The sequence below is a fragment of the Citrobacter sp. Cf136 genome (genome assembly GCF_030333815.1).
Classification (GTDB): domain Bacteria; phylum Pseudomonadota; class Gammaproteobacteria; order Enterobacterales; family Enterobacteriaceae; genus Citrobacter; species Citrobacter freundii.
Map to the genome: position 1 here is coordinate 406,175 of NZ_JAOWFE010000040.1, position 16,971 is coordinate 423,145.

At 53.5% G+C, this 16,971-nt stretch carries 17 protein-coding genes and 1 pseudogene; 6 read left to right on the forward strand and 12 right to left on the reverse strand.

All coding sequences use genetic code 11. The features are described from left to right. The 6 genes from OGV98_RS21180 to nrdG all read left to right on the forward strand — a co-directional run bounded on the left by OGV98_RS21180 (position 1) and on the right by nrdG (position 8,236). Complete coding sequence (locus OGV98_RS21180) at positions 1-2,610, forward strand: glycoside hydrolase family 38 N-terminal domain-containing protein (RefSeq protein WP_138828134.1); 2,610 nt, start codon at positions 1-3, stop codon at positions 2,608-2,610. Next, positions 2,607-4,316 (forward strand): sugar phosphorylase, encoded by a 1,710-nt coding sequence (locus OGV98_RS21185; protein ID WP_130715211.1) that lies wholly within the window; start codon positions 2,607-2,609, stop codon positions 4,314-4,316. Before OGV98_RS21180 ends, OGV98_RS21185 begins: the two co-directional genes overlap by 4 nt. 3 nt (positions 4,317-4,319) lie before the next feature. Further along, a complete protein-coding gene (locus OGV98_RS21190; protein ID WP_003844920.1) occupies positions 4,320-4,904 on the forward strand; it encodes a fructose PTS transporter subunit IIA in 585 nt (194 codons plus the stop codon). A gap of 377 nt (positions 4,905-5,281) precedes the next feature. Then, positions 5,282-7,420 (forward strand): anaerobic ribonucleoside-triphosphate reductase, encoded by a 2,139-nt coding sequence (gene nrdD, locus OGV98_RS21195; protein WP_003844922.1) that lies wholly within the window; start codon positions 5,282-5,284, stop codon positions 7,418-7,420. 36 nt (positions 7,421-7,456) lie between these two features. Beyond that, positions 7,457-7,771, forward strand: coding sequence for a hypothetical protein (locus tag OGV98_RS21200; RefSeq protein WP_286552081.1), 315 nt, complete (start codon positions 7,457-7,459; stop codon positions 7,769-7,771). Continuing rightward, a complete protein-coding gene (gene nrdG / locus OGV98_RS21205; protein ID WP_003844926.1) occupies positions 7,772-8,236 on the forward strand; it encodes an anaerobic ribonucleoside-triphosphate reductase-activating protein in 465 nt (154 codons plus the stop codon). 3 nt (positions 8,237-8,239) lie between these two features. Here nrdG and OGV98_RS21210 read toward each other — a convergent pair. The 12 genes and pseudogenes from OGV98_RS21210 to cybC form a co-directional block, all read right to left on the reverse strand. After that, positions 8,240-8,524: pseudogene (locus tag OGV98_RS21210) on the reverse strand (type II toxin-antitoxin system RelE family toxin). After that, entirely contained in the window at positions 8,514-8,756 is a 243-nt protein-coding gene (locus tag OGV98_RS21215; RefSeq protein WP_003839576.1) for a type II toxin-antitoxin system RelB/DinJ family antitoxin, read from the reverse strand. The pseudogene OGV98_RS21210 and the gene OGV98_RS21215 overlap by 11 nt, the downstream one beginning before the upstream one ends. A 77-nt stretch (positions 8,757-8,833) precedes the next feature. Beyond that, positions 8,834-10,747 carry a BglG family transcription antiterminator gene (locus OGV98_RS21220; RefSeq protein ID WP_196614789.1) on the reverse strand — a complete coding sequence of 638 codons (1,914 nt, stop codon included), beginning with the start codon at positions 10,745-10,747 and terminating at the stop codon, positions 8,834-8,836. A 21-nt stretch (positions 10,748-10,768) separates the two neighbouring features. Next, the gene (gene dagF / locus OGV98_RS21225) at positions 10,769-11,509 is read right to left on the reverse strand and encodes a 2-dehydro-3-deoxy-phosphogluconate aldolase (RefSeq protein WP_202580827.1); all 741 of its coding nucleotides are present in this window, start codon (positions 11,507-11,509) and stop codon (positions 10,769-10,771) included. Beyond that, the gene (locus OGV98_RS21230; RefSeq protein ID WP_054527995.1) at positions 11,506-12,624 is read right to left on the reverse strand and encodes a DgaE family pyridoxal phosphate-dependent ammonia lyase; all 1,119 of its coding nucleotides are present in this window, start codon (positions 12,622-12,624) and stop codon (positions 11,506-11,508) included. The genes dagF and OGV98_RS21230 overlap by 4 nt, the downstream gene beginning before the upstream one ends. Beyond that, the gene (locus OGV98_RS21235) at positions 12,608-13,741 is read right to left on the reverse strand and encodes an amidohydrolase/deacetylase family metallohydrolase (protein WP_016149471.1); all 1,134 of its coding nucleotides are present in this window, start codon (positions 13,739-13,741) and stop codon (positions 12,608-12,610) included. Before OGV98_RS21235 ends, OGV98_RS21230 begins: the two co-directional genes overlap by 17 nt. A 58-nt stretch (positions 13,742-13,799) precedes the next feature. Beyond that, positions 13,800-14,444: a DUF4310 family protein gene (locus OGV98_RS21240; protein ID WP_003830379.1), complete on the reverse strand. Its 645-nt coding sequence runs from the start codon at positions 14,442-14,444 to the stop codon at positions 13,800-13,802. 11 nt (positions 14,445-14,455) lie between these two features. Then, on the reverse strand, positions 14,456-15,232 hold the full coding sequence (locus OGV98_RS21245; protein WP_003025764.1) for a DUF4311 domain-containing protein: 777 nt from the start codon (positions 15,230-15,232) through the stop codon (positions 14,456-14,458). Positions 15,233-15,254: 22 nt separating this feature from the next. Further along, the gene (locus OGV98_RS21250) at positions 15,255-15,554 is read right to left on the reverse strand and encodes a DUF4312 family protein (protein WP_003025762.1); all 300 of its coding nucleotides are present in this window, start codon (positions 15,552-15,554) and stop codon (positions 15,255-15,257) included. 2 nt (positions 15,555-15,556) lie between these two features. Next, positions 15,557-15,919 carry an SFCGS family glycine-rich protein gene (locus OGV98_RS21255; protein WP_003830384.1) on the reverse strand — a complete coding sequence of 121 codons (363 nt, stop codon included), beginning with the start codon at positions 15,917-15,919 and terminating at the stop codon, positions 15,557-15,559. Positions 15,920-15,929: 10 nt separating this feature from the next. Further along, positions 15,930-16,238, reverse strand: coding sequence for a glycine dehydrogenase (locus OGV98_RS21260; RefSeq protein ID WP_003025758.1), 309 nt, complete (start codon positions 16,236-16,238; stop codon positions 15,930-15,932). Between the two features lie 332 nt (positions 16,239-16,570). Beyond that, complete coding sequence (gene cybC / locus OGV98_RS21265; RefSeq protein ID WP_003025756.1) at positions 16,571-16,957, reverse strand: cytochrome b562; 387 nt, start codon at positions 16,955-16,957, stop codon at positions 16,571-16,573. Between the last annotated feature and the right edge of the window lie 14 nt (positions 16,958-16,971).

A 16,971-nucleotide genomic window follows, 5' to 3' on the forward strand; every position in this document is an offset into this window, starting at 1 on the left:
ATGAGTCATATCCATGTCATCGCCCACACGCACTGGGATCAAGAGTGGTATTTCACGTTGCAGGACAGCAATATCCTGGCATCGCGAAACTTTGCCGATGTTATTGATACATTAGAACGTTACGCCGATTACACCTGTTACCATTTCGACGGACAAACCGCCGTGGTTGAGGATTTTCTGGCCGTCAATCCGCAATACGCTGACCGCCTGAAGCTGCTGGTCAAAAACAAGCGGCTTTACATCGGCCCGTGGTACACCCAGACGGATACGTTCAACGTTCACGGCGAATCGATTATCCGCAACCTGAAGTACGGCATACTTTCCGCGCGTAAACTGGGCCACGCCATGATGGTGGGATATCTGCCCGATACCTTTGGTCATAACAGCCAGCTCCCGACGCTGCTTCGCGGATGCAACCTGGACAACATCGTGTTCTGGCGCGGCATTGATCATGACACGCAGGTTGCACAGAGCCAGTTTATCTGGCGTGCGCCGTCAGGTTCGCAAGTCATTGCCTGCGCAATGCTGTTTGGCTACGGGGCAGCCAAAAATATTCAACCGGACGATGCCCACCTGCAGGAAAAAATCTTTCCAATGGTGAATCTCATCCGCCAACGCGCCGGTCTGCATGACTTACTCCTGCCCTGCGGCGGCGATCAGGTCAATATTGATCCTCTGTTACCCGAGATTCTGCAGACGGTCAGCGAACGCTCCCCTACAGGCGATCGGTTCCAGATATCATCGCTGGAAGCGTTTGTTGATACGCTTCGTCAGCAAGCCGATGGATTTACCTGCTGGCAAGGCGAACTGAAATCCCCGCGCTATACCCGGATCCACAAAACCATCGGCTCCGTTCGTTACGACATTAAAAAGAAAAATTACGATATCGAACAATTTTTGTTGGGCAAGCTGGAACCGACTATTGCGCTGGCCCGCCATCATGATATTCACGTCAACCTCCAGTGGGTTGATCAAATCTGGAAAAACCTGTTACGCAACCATGCCCATGACTCCATAGGCGGGTGTAACAGTGATGCCACCAACCGGGATATTCTGCATCGCCTGGAACAGACGGAACAGCTCAGCCATAGCCTGTGGAATCTGGTGATTAAAGAGCTGGCCATTGCCAGCAGCCAGGAGAACGACCTCTTTGTGGTGAACCCTGGCGCGACGCCCTGGTCCGGGGTTGTCAACGCCACGCTATATACCAGCACACCATCCCTTGAACTCTGCGCTGGCGAGCAGACTCTCTCATTTAGCATTATTGAACAAACAGAGCTTTCCGGTGGACGCGTGATTCAGGTTACGCCGCAGGGAGAAAAAGAGGTTGAGCTTCCGCCTTATTATCGCTCGCAGGTCGCTATCGACACGCAGGAACTGCCCGCACTGGGTTATATCAATATTGCCGTTCGCGAGGGCACGCACACGGTTTCTACGCTGCGCCCTTATGCCGAAAACCATATTGAAAATGACCATTATCGACTAAGCCTTGATGACGGAACACTGACACTACGGGATAAACGTACCGGCAGAACTCTCTCCGACCTGCTGACCTTCGAAGATTGTGCGGATGCAGGTGACAGTTATGATTTTTCACCGCTGCAAGGTGATATCCCCCAAAAGTTCAATCATTTCACACTTCTCGCCTGCGAAAAGAGCCAGCACGTCGAGCGCTTAACGCTGGGCATCACGCTCAACCTGCCCTATTCATTAAGCCAACGCGCAACACAAGAATGCCCGGTACAGGTTGTTTGCGAACTCCGTCAGGGCGAAGCCCATCTTTTTATTGATGCCCGTTTAGAAAACAACGTTTGCGACCACCGCCTGCGCCTGCTGATCAACAGCGATATTCATACTCAGGAATCAATAGCCTCTCAGCCTTTCGGCATTATTCACCGCCCCATTGCCGACGCCCCTGCGAACTGGCAGCAAAACTATCGTGAGAAACCTGTCGATATCGAAACCAGCGAAGGAATTATCGCCATTGCGGAAAACGACAACGCTCTGGTCATAAACAGCCTGGGCATGAAAGAGTATCAGATCCTGCAAAACACAACATCGCAGGTGGCGCTGACGCTCTTCAAATCGACAGGCGTTCTGGGACGCGACGATCTGGCCTGGCGCCCCGGACGCGCTTCCGGCATCAATAATACCGTCGTTTACACGCCCGAGGCCCAGCTCCACAAGCCCCTGATCTTTAACCTGACCCTGACACTTAGCGAGCGTGCCGACCATCTGACATTACGCCGCCTTGAGGCCAGAGCTTTACGTCAGCCTTTCAGCTGGCAGAACCAGAAATTGAATACGCTGGACAACCGTCTGGAGCGCTTCACGCTCAATTTCACACCGCGTTCACTGCCAGAAACTTTCAGTCTGCTGGCGTTGCCTGAGCCGCTTATGCTCTCGGCGCTGCCACACGCCCAGACGATAAATGGAACAATATTACGTATTTTCAATGCCGGTGAGCATCCTGTTGAACTCCCACCATTGCTGCAAGAAATGCCGCAGATTAACTATCTGGAAGAACCCGTTAAGCACTGCCGCGAAATTGCGCCTTTCGCCACATGCGATTTCCTTTTCTCACTGCCGGAGCGTGACGCAAAAGTATGAATATCTCCCCACATAAAGCATTTATCCGCGACACGCTGGCACAGCTCTATCCGCAAGCGGATCATCAGGCAATCGCAGCGAAGATTGAACAGCTTATCCAACGCTGGAAACCCAAAACGCAAACGACGATTCCGTTAGATCAAAGCCGTATCTGGATGATCGCCTATGGTGATAGCATCTGCGCGCAAGGGGAAAATCCCCTATCGATTCTCCACCAGTTTGCAAAACTGTGGTTGAAGGGGACGATCAGTGACATTCACCTGCTGCCGATGTTCCCCTGGACCTCCGATGACGGTTTTAGCGTGGTGGATTACCGACAGGTTGATCCACATCTTGGGCAGTGGTCAGATATTGCCGCGCTGGCGGGCGATTTCAATTTAATGTTCGATTTTGTGATTAACCATATTTCACAGCAAAGCCGTTGGTTCCAGGGCTATTTGCATGGTGAGCATCGCTACCAGAACTACTTTATCAACGCCGATCCGGATGAAAATTACAGCCGAATCACACGTCCGCGTACATCTCCTTTATTAACGCCATTCACGCTTAAAACAGGGGAAACGGCGCATATATGGACCACATTCAGCGCCGATCAAATCGATCTTAACTTCCGTGAACCCGAGGTTTTACTGGAAAGTATTGATATTCTTTTGGAATATGCTTCACGCGGTGCCCAGGCAATTCGACTCGATGCCGTCGGTTTCTTGTGGAAAGAGAAAAACAGCCGCTGCATTCATCTGCCGCAAACCCATCAGGTAATCAAACTCTGGCGGGCGATCCTGGAAGAGATCTGGCCTGACTGCCTGCTGATTACCGAAACCAATGTGCCACATCAGGAAAACATCAGCTATCTGGGTGCCGGGGATGAGGCTCATATGGTGTATCAATTCCCGCTACCACCGCTGACACTGCATGCCTGCCTGCGCGGCAACGCACGCTGGCTACGCCAGTGGGCGCAAAGCCTGGAGCAAGAAACCTTTCCTGCCAACACCACATTTTTCAATTTCCTCGCTAGCCATGACGGCATTGGCCTGCGACCTGTCGAAAACATCCTCTCGACGGAAGAAAAAGCGTTCCTGGTCAGTGAAGTAGAACGTAAGCAAGGACGAATTTCCTGGCGCACCAATCCAGACGGCAGCCAGTCGCCGTACGAGATGAACATTAACTTTCTGAGCGCGTTAAGCGAACCGGGAGAAGCTCCCGACACGCAGGTTGCCAGATTTGCCGCCGCTCACGCCATCCTCTTTATGTTGCAGGGCGTTCCTGCAATTTACTACCACAGCCTTCTCGGTAGCGAAAATGATATCGCAGGGTTGAACGCGTCAGGGATCAATCGCCGTATTAACCGTGAAAAACTGGATTTCGCCACCACGCATCAGGCATTAGTCACGCCAGAATCCCGACAAGCGAAGATCTATGCCGCACTAACGACATTACTGCGCATTCGCCAACAACATCCCGCGTTCTCACCGGCAGCAGCTCAGCAAGTCCTTACACTGCCGGATGCGCTATTTGGCGTCAAACGCCACCACCAGACAGAGGAAGAAACTGTCTACGGTATTGTGAATGTCACTGGCGCATCACAAACACTTTTCTTACCCGTGACGGGGACAGATCTCCTGACAGGAACCCCCTTTAATGGCGTTTGCGAACTGGCGGGCTGGCAAACGATCTGGATCCACGTCAAGGCACAACCGGAGGCATAAAACATGGAATTGTCTACACTGACTCGTCAGACGCTAATTTTTATCGATCCGCCGCAATCGTCTCCCGATGCGATCATCCGGTATATGTCTTCAGCATTGTCTGAATGCGGACTCATTACCAATAAAGACGCTTTTATTGACAGCGTTCTGCGCCGTGAAAATGAAGGACCAACCGCGCTGGGAGAAGAGCTGGCCGTCCCTCACGGAAAATGTGATTCCGTCGTGCAGGCGTCGTTCTGCGTCGCCCTTTTTCCCGAGCCAATACTGTGGCCGGGTCTTGAAGGGCCTGAACCAGTACGGTTAGTGTTCCTGCTGGCGATCCCGCCAAATGAAGCGGGTACAACGCATATGCAACTGCTCACCCAGCTCACCTCGTCGCTGGTTGAGGATGAGATGCGAAACGCCATGCTTAACGCTACGTCTGCCGAAGAAGTACTGGCGCTGCTCTCGACTGGAACGACACCAGCTCAGGAAGTGCCAGAAAACCGCGTGAAGAGCAGTTACCTTGTACCACTCATTCTGGGTCTCGTCGCCTCGGCAGCCTTCATTAATGCCGGTATCCACTGGATGAAGTCGCTGTCGTCATAGTGTGTTCCGGGCAGCAGATGCCTGCCCGGCTTTACCTTCCTGTTTTTGTTGAATAATTAATCAGAATTTTCTGCCCATAATTTACAATCGCTGTACTGCCCGTCATCTGTACGCTCCGATTTTTACTTTGCGCTACATCAAATAAACCGTAAACATCCTTGATGCAAATCACTACATATAGAACTTAAAATGCACACCGACCCAATATGTTGTATTAATCGACTACAATTGCTACAACTACAGTGCACCGCTTTACGGTGAAATTGTGGATAAAGTGGGTCAGGATTGCGGGAAGTCATTGGCAATAGAGATGAATAAAGCCATGGCCGCTTCCCCAACCTCTGTGGATAACCTGTTCTTATAAATATGGAGTGATCATGACACCGCATGTGATGAAACGAGATGGCTGTAAAGTGCCGTTTAAATCAGAGCGCATCAAAGAAGCCATTCTGCGTGCAGCTAAAGCAGCGGGAGTCGATGACGCAGATTACTGTGCCACCGTCGCAGAAGTCGTTAGTAGCCAGATGAATGAGCGCAGCCAGGTCGATATCAACGAGATCCAGACAGCGGTAGAAAACCAGCTGATGTCTGGTCCGTACAAACAACTCGCCCGTGCGTACATCGAATATCGCCACGACCGTGATATACAGCGTGAAAAGCGTGGCCGTCTGAACCAGGAAATTCGTGGTCTGGTTGAGCAAACCAACTCTGCTCTGCTGAACGAAAACGCCAACAAAGACAGCAAAGTGATCCCGACCCAGCGTGACCTGCTGGCCGGTATCGTCGCCAAACACTATGCGCGTCAGCACCTGCTGCCGCGTGATGTCGTCCAGGCGCACGAGCGTGGTGATATTCACTATCACGATCTCGACTACTCTCCGTTCTTCCCAATGTTTAACTGCATGCTGATCGACCTGAAAGGCATGCTGACGCAGGGCTTTAAGATGGGTAACGCGGAGATTGAGCCGCCAAAATCCATCTCCACCGCTACGGCCGTCACCGCGCAAATTATCGCGCAGGTTGCCAGCCATATTTATGGCGGTACCACCATTAACCGTATTGACGAAGTTCTCGCACCATTCGTGACCGAGAGCTTTAACAAGCATCGCAAAACCGCTGAAGAGTGGCAGATCCCGGATGCCGACGGTTATGCGCATTCCCGTACCGAGAAAGAGTGCTACGACGCATTCCAGTCCCTCGAGTATGAAGTGAATACCCTGCATACCGCTAACGGCCAGACGCCGTTCGTCACCTTCGGTTTTGGCCTGGGAACCAGTTGGGAATCACGTTTGATCCAGCAGTCCATTCTGCGTAACCGCATTGCGGGACTGGGTAAAAATCGTAAAACCGCCGTGTTCCCGAAACTGGTGTTCGCCATTCGCGACGGCCTGAACCACAAGTTTGGCGATCCGAACTACGACATCAAACAGCTGGCGTTGGAGTGCGCAAGCAAGCGTATGTATCCGGACATCCTGAACTACGATCAAGTAGTGAAAGTGACCGGTTCGTTCAAAACGCCGATGGGCTGTCGCAGCTTCCTCGGCGTGTGGGAAAACGAGAACGGCGAACAGATTCACGACGGGCGTAACAACCTCGGCGTTATCAGCCTCAACCTGCCGCGTATCGCGCTGGAAGCCCACGGCGATGAAGCCACCTTCTGGAAACTGCTCGACGATCGACTGGTGCTGGCACGTAAAGCGCTGATGACCCGCATTGCGCGTCTGGAAGGCGTGAAAGCTCGCGTGGCGCCAATCCTGTATATGGAAGGTGCCTGCGGCGTGCGTCTGAAAGCGGACGATGACGTGTCAGAAATCTTTAAAAATGGCCGCGCGTCTATCTCGCTGGGTTACATCGGCATTCACGAAACCATTAACGCACTGTTTGGTGACAAACATCTGTACGACAGCGAGCAGCTTCGCGCCAAAGCTATCGCCATTGTCGAACGCCTGCGTCAGGCAGTCGATCAGTGGAAAGACGAGACCGGCTACGGCTTCAGCCTGTACAGCACGCCGAGCGAAAACCTGTGCGATCGTTTCTGTCGTCTGGATACCGCCGAGTTTGGTGTGGTGCCAGGCGTGACCGATAAAGGTTACTACACCAACAGCTTCCACCTCGACGTGGAGAAAAAGGTTAACCCGTACGACAAGATCGATTTCGAAGCGCCATACCCGCCGCTGGCGAGTGGAGGCTTCATTTGCTACGGCGAATACCCGAATATTCAGCACAACCTGAAAGCACTGGAAGACGTCTGGGATTACAGCTATCAGCACGTGCCGTATTACGGGACCAACACGCCAATTGATGAATGCTACGAGTGCGGCTTTACCGGTGAGTTCGAGTGCACCAGCAAAGGCTTTACCTGCCCGAAATGTGGTAACCACGACGCCGCGCGCGTGTCGGTCACCCGCCGCGTCTGCGGTTATTTAGGCAGCCCGGACGCCCGTCCGTTTAACGCCGGTAAGCAGGAAGAAGTGAAACGCCGTGTTAAGCATCTGGGTAACGGGCAGATCGGTTAATTTCTTTTCACAGCAAGCAAATCAGGAGATCGCAGTATGAATACTTACGAGTTAATCAAAGGTGCAATTCTGAATAAAAAGCAAGTAACGGCTGTATATGATGGTTACTATCGTGAAATGTGCCCACATGCCTTAGGGACTAAAAATGGTAAGCAACAAGCACTATTTTTCCAATTTGGTGGCGAAAGTAGTAAGGGGAAAATAGATCCATCATCATCTTATAACTGGCGCTGCTTAAGATTGGTTGATCTTGAAGATGTCCAAATTCGTGACGGGGAATGGTATACCGCGGACAATCACAGCAAGGCTCAAACCTGTGTCGATCATATTGATTATGAAGTGCAATTATAAGTGAATTATCATCAATACTATCCTGTTGACATCGTTAACGGCCCAGGAACCCGCTGCACCCTGTTTGTATCAGGGTGCGTGCATGAATGTCCCGGTTGCTATAACAAAAGCACCTGGCGGCTCAATTCCGGCAAGCCATTTACCAAAGAGATGGAAGACAAGATCATTGCCGATCTGAACGATACGCGAATCAAGCGTCAGGGGATCTCGCTCTCCGGTGGCGATCCGCTACATCCGCAAAACGTGCCGGAAATCCTGCAACTAGTGCAGCGCGTTCGCGCTGAGTGCCCCGGCAAAGATATCTGGGTGTGGACCGGCTACAAGCTCGATGAACTCAACGCCGCGCAAATGCAGGTGGTCGATCTCATCAACGTACTGGTCGATGGCAAATACGTGCAGGATCTTAAAGACCCGGCGCTGATCTGGCGCGGCAGCAGCAACCAGGTCGTACATCATTTGCGTTGATCGCTAAAGCCGTTTGTTTGCATCGAGATAAACGGCCGAATGTTCTCGCTTGCCGACCGCGACAACAAACACGGTCACAACCTCATCCCGAACCTGGTACACCAGACGATAGCCGGACGATTTAAGCTTAATTTAATAGCAGTCTGGAAGACCGTTTAAACGGGCAGAGTCAATTCTGGGGTTCAACAACACGTCGGCCAACTTCTTCTTAAACTGAGCCTTCACCGTATCACCCAGTTTATGCCACTCTTTTAAGGCTCTCGGGTCGAATTCCAGTTCATAAGTCATCCAGACTAACCTTGATTCCTTTTTGCGGGCTGGCCAGCCTCTCCCGGACTGTCTGAATCAGTGTATCTTCGCTGTCGCTAACGGTGACGGTTTTCACTGGCATGCGCCCCGTTTCCGCGACGTACTGAAACAGTAATCGCACAGCTTCCGTTGGAGTAATGTTCAGTTTTTCCAGCACGGCATAAGCCTCATTTTTGAGTTTGTCATCCAGACGGACGTTCAGCGTGGCCATTATGCCTCCAGTAGAATCGAATGTGTAATGCAGTTTAGCATTACATACGCATTACATCGAATTCTGGATAACGCCTCTCAAAAACGACTGACACACTCCATGGCGACGGTTTTGAACTCGGTGAAATTCCGGCATGCGCAGAGCCGCGTCATGGCGCGTTCACGCAGGAAGGTGACGAAAATATCGTAGATCGCCATCGCTTCTTCGTACTCGCTTTTACTGATGGCGAGCAGGAAGATCACATGCGCCGTTTCATCACCCCATGCAATGCCCTGCGGTGCGAGGATAGTGTAAACCACCGTTTTCTTTGCCAGCAGACCGAGGGCGTGCGGCAGGGCAATGCTGTCACCCAGCATGGTGCTGACGATGGCCTCACGCTCAACCACAGAATCAAGGAACTCTGCGTCGACAAAACCTTCATCCTGCAACTGACGGCATAAGGTTTTGAACAACGTTTGTTGATCCATTGACTCGTCAATTACACGAAAATGGGCGGCATCGAAGAATTTGTTCAACATCCACGGGCGGGTTCTGTCCACCAGCACCAGTTTGCCAATTTGTTCCAGTTGATAATCTGTCGGGAACGGCGCAATCATCGCTACAGGCTTATCTTTTTCACCGATCCGCGCGGTAGAGATGACAAAATCTTCGCTGATGCTTTCCCGCTGTTCGTAGTCACGCAGCGTGACGGTATCGACGATCTCTATCTGAGGATACTTACGCGCCAGCACCGCTTCAATCATCCGCGCCATCGCATTTCCGGCATCACATACCAGCAGAACCTTCGGCTGTCTCTGGTAACCGATGTTGTAACTACGCTCCAGCCCGACGCCAATATGCAGCACGAGGAAGCCGATCTCATTTTCACTGATGGTGTACGGCGTATATTTTCCCCATCCCGAGACGGCGGCCAGCGTCATGTCCCACGCCATGGGGTAGTGCTGTTTAATATTTTCCAGCAGCGGATTGGGGATCATTATCTGGTAACGCACCCGGGTGATCATCGTCTTAATATGCGTCAGCAGATCAGCATGTAACTGTTTGTCATTCAACAGGTTGTAGTTGTACTGGGTGTTGATAAAACGCAGGATGTAATTGACCAACGCTTCGTCATCATCCGCGTTGATAGCACTGGGCGCGATCTCTTGTACCTGGCGAGCAGCAATATGCACCTGTAGCCAGTTTTCTTCGGAAACGGAAAGCGGTTTGTCTGCCAGGCGGTGCAATACCGCCGCGATTTCCCGCGTGGCCAGGCACACCGATTGATCGGCCTCTTCTGCGGCAAAATCCGGGAGTGGATACCCTTCGCTAATCCGCCGTACCGCCACCGCGCAGTACAAGCGTAAAAACAGCTCGCCCTCATCGGTCAGACGAATATGAAAACGAGCGAAAATATCCTGTAAAACGGGCTGTAGCTGCTCAGGGATCCCGGCATTAAGCGCCTCCTGCATCACTAATGGGTGCTGCGGATCCTGCTGTGCCAGCGTCCACAGCAGATCGGTCAAACAGGCGCGAATCGCCATTTCGCTGCCGAACAGCTTCATGCCGTGACGGGGACGCGTTTCCAGCGTCAGATGATAACGTTGAAGATGCTCGCGCACCTCAGCCATATCGTTTTGCAGCGTCGCGCGGCTGATAAACCATTCATCAGCCAAATCTTCCAGCTTTAGCGAGAAAGCCGACGTCAGAAAACGCACCACCAGCCAGTGTATCCGTTCCTGGCTGGTTCGAGGGATGCGTAGTAACGCGTTGGGCTGCTGCGTTTTCAGGGTGTTATAACTTGCCGGGTCGTCAATTTTGAGCTGATAACCGTTACCCCGGCTGAGGACAAACTGTGCGCCGTACTGGGTGAGCAGCGCGTTTAGCGCGGTGATATCCGCCCGTACGGTGCGTGTGGAAACCGACAACCGCTGCGCCAGCTCGTCCTGTGGAAGCGCTTCGTTTTGCAACATGTCAAACAGCTGTGCTAAACGTTGGTTGGGAAATCGCACGTCAGTTTCCTCATCAGTCAGTTAGCCTACGCAGGCCCGGGTCATCGCCATCAGTTGGCGTACGTCATCCGGACGAGTGTTACCACTCACCTTATCAATAATCGAACTATAGATGTGAGGAATGATTTTACTCACTCCGGCATCGAGGGCAATCTGCAGGATTTCAGTGAAATTATCCAGATCGATACCGCCGGTTGGCTCCAGCCAGAAGTCATGACGGGCGCAGGCCTGTGCTACGGCAATGTACTCTTCACGGCATTTCAGGCCGCCCATCGGGAAGTATTTAATCGAGCTACCGCCCATGTCTTTGAGCAGCGCAATCGCGGTTTCTACCGGCACAATACCGTCCGGCGTCTGGCTGCTCAGCGGACCGGTGGAGATTTTCACCCTGCCCGGCATGCCGGTTGGCGAGACCAGACCGTTGACCACTGTATCCTGCTGGCCCAGCAGCGCGCGACTGGTGGCCACACCGGTAAAGACCTGATTAACATGCTGGGGCTGCACCTGACGGGAAATTTCACTGACCATCGCCGACTGGTTAGGATCGCCTGCCCCCAATCCCACGGAGAGCGCATTGTCGATAAGCGCTGCGTATTCACGCATATCCGCTACTGCGCTTGCGACATCCGGGTAATTTTTTGACAACACACCAACCAACACGTGTCCTTCCGCCGCCGCGTAAATATCCCGCGCATTTTCTTTGGAGCCTGCCAGCACGTTCAGGCAGACGCGGTCGCGATAAAAGTTAGGGATCAGTTTCATGCGTTTTTCTCCTGCGAAATCACTTCACCAATTCGACGGGCCACAATCTCCAGCTGCGCACGATCGACGCTGCGCACATCAGCTTCGATAATGCCTTCGTTGGCTTTGTAACCACGGAAGTAAATCGCGTACTCGCCTTGTTTCAGGGCTTCAACCAGTTCGCCCGTGGCGATCCCGGTTACCGCTTCATCAAACTTAATTTCCGTGCGTGCGATGTCGCGCCCTGCGCTATCCCACACCACGCGGGCGCTCACGCCGTTAAGCTGGTTCAACGCATTAATGAACGGCGTCATTTTCTCGACCATCTCCGCGCCACTCTCTTTCTGCGCGTTCAGATACAGTTCGATGGCGCAGGTTAGGCCAAGAATTCCCTCTTTCCCCACCTTCATCGCCCGGCCAATTCCCGCCGTCTGGCGTTTCACCCACTCAACGTACTGGGTTTTACCTATCACCAGACCGCTGGTTGGTCCTTCAATCGCCTTCGCGCCGCTATAAATAACCAGATCTGCGCCAACCCGGTAGTAGCATTGCAAATCTTCTTCCGCCGCCGCGTCCACGATCAGCGGCAGGTTATGCGTACGCGCCACCACCGCAGCCTGCTCCACGCTGAGCATACTTTTCTGGACGCAGTGGTGAGATTTGATATACAGAATGGCCGCCGTACGCGGTGTAATGGCCGCAGCCAGCTGTGCCGCGGAACATTCGTTGGCATAACCAGCCTCTACTAACTTACCGCCGCCAAGCGCCACCATGGTACCCACCGGAGCGCCAAAGTTGACGTTGTGGCCTCTGGGCAGCACGATTTCGTTGTTCTCGATGGGCGTGACGTGTAGGTTCTCCAGCAGCCAGTCGCTGTCTTTAACCAATACGCCAGCCACCGACAGGGCGATCCCCGCCGAGGCGCAAGAGACAACGGTTGCCCCTTCCACTTCCAGCAATTTCGCGATGTAGTCGCCGGTTTTATTCACCAGGTCTTTCATCTCAAAGTATTGATTCATCCCGGCCATCGCGGCTTCAACCACTTCTGGTCGCGGCGTGGAAACGCCAAGCGCCGTCATGCGGCCGGAGGTATTAATCACCTGTTTTAAATCGTATTTCTCAAAAATCGAAGGCATGTTCCGCGCTCCCTTGTTCGGTCATATAGCCCTTGCCCGCACGTATTGCGGCAAGCGGCACCAGCAGTTGTTCAGCCTGCAGGCTGTCGTTTTCTGCATCTACCAGCACGGTTGGCTGGCGCTTAAGCGTAAAGAGGGTTAAATCAGCATCCAGACCGACCTGCAGTCGCCCCTTCTGTTTCAGGCGCAGGCCGTCGGCAGCATTGGCGGTAACGCACTCAATGACCTGCGGAAGCGACATCCCAATGGCGAGAAATTTCGACATCACATTCGCCAGAGAATGGACCGGGCCGCTGATACGGTTGCGACAGTAAATATCGGAACTGATGGTGTGTGGCAAAATCCCCAGTTCAATAGCGCGTTTTGCCACCGCAAAGCTCAGGCTGGCGGTGCCATGCCCAACGTCCAGACGCACGCCGCGTGAAATCGCCCGCGTCACCGACGCCCGCAGCTCGCCTTGCGGCGTCAGAATGCGGTTCGGCTTACCGTTGTAGCAGTGGGTAATGATGTCACCCGCGCTCAGGCGCTCGGCGATCTCATCCAGGTCCGGCGGGTTGTTGCCGATGTGCACCATCAGCGGCAGGTCGCCGTTCTCTTTTTGCATCGCTTTGGCGCGATCCAGCGGCGTGATGCCATTTTCACCGACTACGCTGCTACTCATACGTGCCTTCAGACCGACGATAAAATCAGGGTGGCGTTTCACCGCCTCTCGCACCGCATCAGCGTCAATATTGGCCATGTTGGCCAGCTCGTTCTGGGCGATAAGCCCAACGCGGGAGATATTCAGCAACGCATACACCTCGGTGGCAGCTTCCCGGGTCAGGGTGTAAAAATCGTCGATGTCATCCGCCCCGGTACTGCCCGCATCCACCACGGTAGTGACGCCGGTCGCAATACCGACGCTATCCGGCTGGTCGTGGTAAATCGGGGATTTCGGGTAGCAATGAACGTGGGAGTCAATCCAGCCTGCGCTGACGTAGCACTCGCCGCCCAGCTCAATGGTTTTCAGCGCCGGGCCATCAACGTCGCCCAACGCCGCGATCTTGCCGTCTTTGAGCGCAATATCGCTCACCGTATCGTCAACGAGGCGCGCACGGCGCAGGAGTAAATCAAACATCGCTCTCTCCTATGCCGGATGGCGGCGTAACCGCCTTATCCGGCCTGCAAATCAACAGTTAGCTAATGGCAATCGGGAAGATGGACCCGAGGATCATTGCCCCAAGAATCGCCCCGCCGGTAATCGGTTTTTGCCACAGATAAAACAGCAGCGCCCCCGCCAGAGAACCGATTCCGATAGGAATAGAAGCCGTCATCGCGCTGAGGATAATCAACGGTCCGAGGAAGCGGCCGGAGGCGTTACCGGCCCCCATCATGACGTCCGCACCGTAGGTTGAATCGCTCTGGTTGATGGTGAACTTACGCGCCAGAATGATGATGTAGCCAATCGCCAGACCAATCACCAGACCAGTGACCAGCGAGGCGGCAAAGTTGGCGACCGGGAAGATAATGCCCGCGCCCAGCAGCAGCGCCGGAACACCTAACCCAACCCCGGTCTGAATCGCCCCGCCGATATCCAGAATACCCACCAGCGAACCTTCAATGATGCGGGCAAACAGGAAACTTGCGCCAAATGCCGCCACCGCCCCGTAGGAGCCGGTATCCATTCCCGCCTTCAGCATCGCCACAAAAGCCACTTCGTTAAATGCGCCAATACCGTACAGGTAGTACATGTGCGTTCCGGCAAATACGCCGGATGAGAGCAGGCCCACGAAGATCGGGAACGACCAGTCAGCGAACCAAAAACCTTTATTCTGTTCCATGATGACCTCCGTTATTTGCCGCTGAGCGAGTTGTGGATAAGTTCGAGCCAGTTAGGCACGGTCAGATGGAAGGATTCGATCATCTTCATATCGAAACCGCGGAAGAAGCCGCTCAGGACAAACAGCGCGACAATAGCCACCATCATCACTTTGGTGACGTGGTTCCAGCCGCTCTCTTCGACGCCTTTGCCGATCAGAATGCCGAGCACCAGCCCCGGAACGGCGTTGCCCATGATCAGCTGCGCCGCGCCGCCAAAAACGGTGGCCCAGAAGCCGGATTTCTTACCGGCGTCGATCGCCGCCAGCCAGAAGATCACCGGCATCACGGTGTTAACCAGCAGGTTAGCCGCGGGCACCAGCACCTTGACGGCGGTAACCTGCAGCGCTTCCGGTACGGATGACGCAGTGAGGTTCAGGAAGGTCACCACGATCATCCCGATAACGCCGCAGGCAATTGCCATGCGCTTAGGATCGTGCAGCGTTTCACCGACGTTGCGATTTTTAATCATCAGCGCGGCGGCGCCCCAGTTGGGGATGATGCGATGGTCGACGTCCTGAGTGAACGCCCCCGCCGCAACGGAGGAAGCCCAGGCGTTAAAGAAGAAGCCCAGGCCGAACGAGAAGTGAGAAGCCGGATCCCCTTCGCAGGAATTCAGTTCTCCAAGAGTACGAAACGCGCCCATCCCTTGAGTGGTAGGCGCATGAAACATGCGTGCAGCCCCAGCGCCGACACCAACGCCAACCAACGCGCCGATGATGAGCGATTTTATTAATATTATCAGGAACATAATTATGCCTTTTAATAGAAAATCAGCGTTGCGTAACGAAATCCACCTTGTCGAGATTGATGGCAGTCACGTTGACGGTCACGTCCAGCTCCACGCTGAAAGTGCGTCTTTCCCGGCGCAAAAAGAGGAATAAAAACGCCTCTTTACGCACCGATTCACGCGCTTGAACAACCTGCACATCCTGTGGCTCAATACGCAGTAAGATATGCGGCGACGCTTTCATCACCGCAGCCTGAACGTGGTTCAGGGCATCGGCAAAGGCGCGAGCTTTGGTCTCGCCCTTACCCGTGACTCTCACCGTGGTGGTGAATTGTTCTTTCATGCTTAAGCGCCGTGTTTCTTTTGCCAGGCCTGCACCAGGCGCTCGCCGAGCTCTTCTTTGTCCATAAAGCCGAATCCCAGTACGTTGCACCCTTCGTTGATGGCGGTTACCCCTTCATCGACCGAACGCATGCCGTATTTCGCCTTGTAGCCGTATTTGGTCTGCGCAGTAATCGCCCCCGCACCACCGCTGCCGCAAAACGAGATACCAAAGGTGGCGTTTTCCGCCTTCATCACGTCACCCAGCTTCATATCTGCTGCAACGCCCGGCACCACAACGGCACGGCCACCCGCTTTCTCTACGCCTGCCGCCACTTTCTGGCCTTTACCCAGACGATCGCCAATCACTACGGTAATCTGTTCCATCTTTTTCTCCTTAAAGGTTGTCTTTCGCGACTTCAAAGTGCACCGACAGCAGCCAGGCCTCTTCCTCAGGAAGATTGCCAAACTCGGCGACCACGTCGCGGGCAAGCGCCATTGACTCGGCAGATATTTCATCAAACAAGCTGGCATCGACTTCTGGTAAGGGTTCACCCGTTACCGAGCGGTGCGCCATGGCGCGAACATGCGACGTCAGCATCTGTTCCTGTACGGCGTTGGGAATAATGTTGCGTTCACGCAGCAAGGCATACACCTGCGCCAGCATGCGGTCGGCCAGTTCCACCGATTCCCCCATGTCATTCATTACAGCTCCGTTATTCACTCGTCTTACCCCGTTAATGTCTCTGAGGGTAAATTAGCGACGGAGGTTATAAGTTTGTAGCGAGTTGTTTTCCACTTCGAAGTGGAAAGGTGTGCAGCGATAGTGATCTGTGCCGCAAAAAGGGCTGGAACCACGATTTATCACCGGAAGAATGTGATTGAGATCGCAAGAGTGGGCCGCAAAATGGAAGGAAGTGCGAACAATGAATGGACGATAAAAATGAAAAAATGTGATGGGGATAGCGTTTACTTATGGGGCGTGCAGTAGCGGAGGATTTTATCCGGCCTACAGGTATGTAGGCCGGATAGCGCAGATTAGCGGAACTTCTTGTGGTTTTCGTTGCGCGTGGTTTTCAGCTCTTCCGCAACGGCTTTCGCCTCTTTAACTTTACCTTCGTTCGCCAGCTTCAGCGCGCCGTCAATCTGGCCGATCAGCGTGTCAAAGCCGTGGCGGAAATCCTTCATCTCCGGGCTGTCCGGGGATTTGTTTTCCAGCTTCGGCGGCGTACCTTTTTGCGCGTCCAGCGCGGCTGCACGCATTTTGGTTAACGCGTCTTTCAGTTCAGTCGCATTATCCGTTTTTTCGACAATTTTCAGGTTGTCGTTGAGGATCCCCATGTCATCTTCGAGATCGGCTGCAAACGCAGAAGAACCAAGAACCAGCGTTGAAGCCGCGACGATCGCTAACAGGTGTTTACGCATTGCTCACTTCCTTT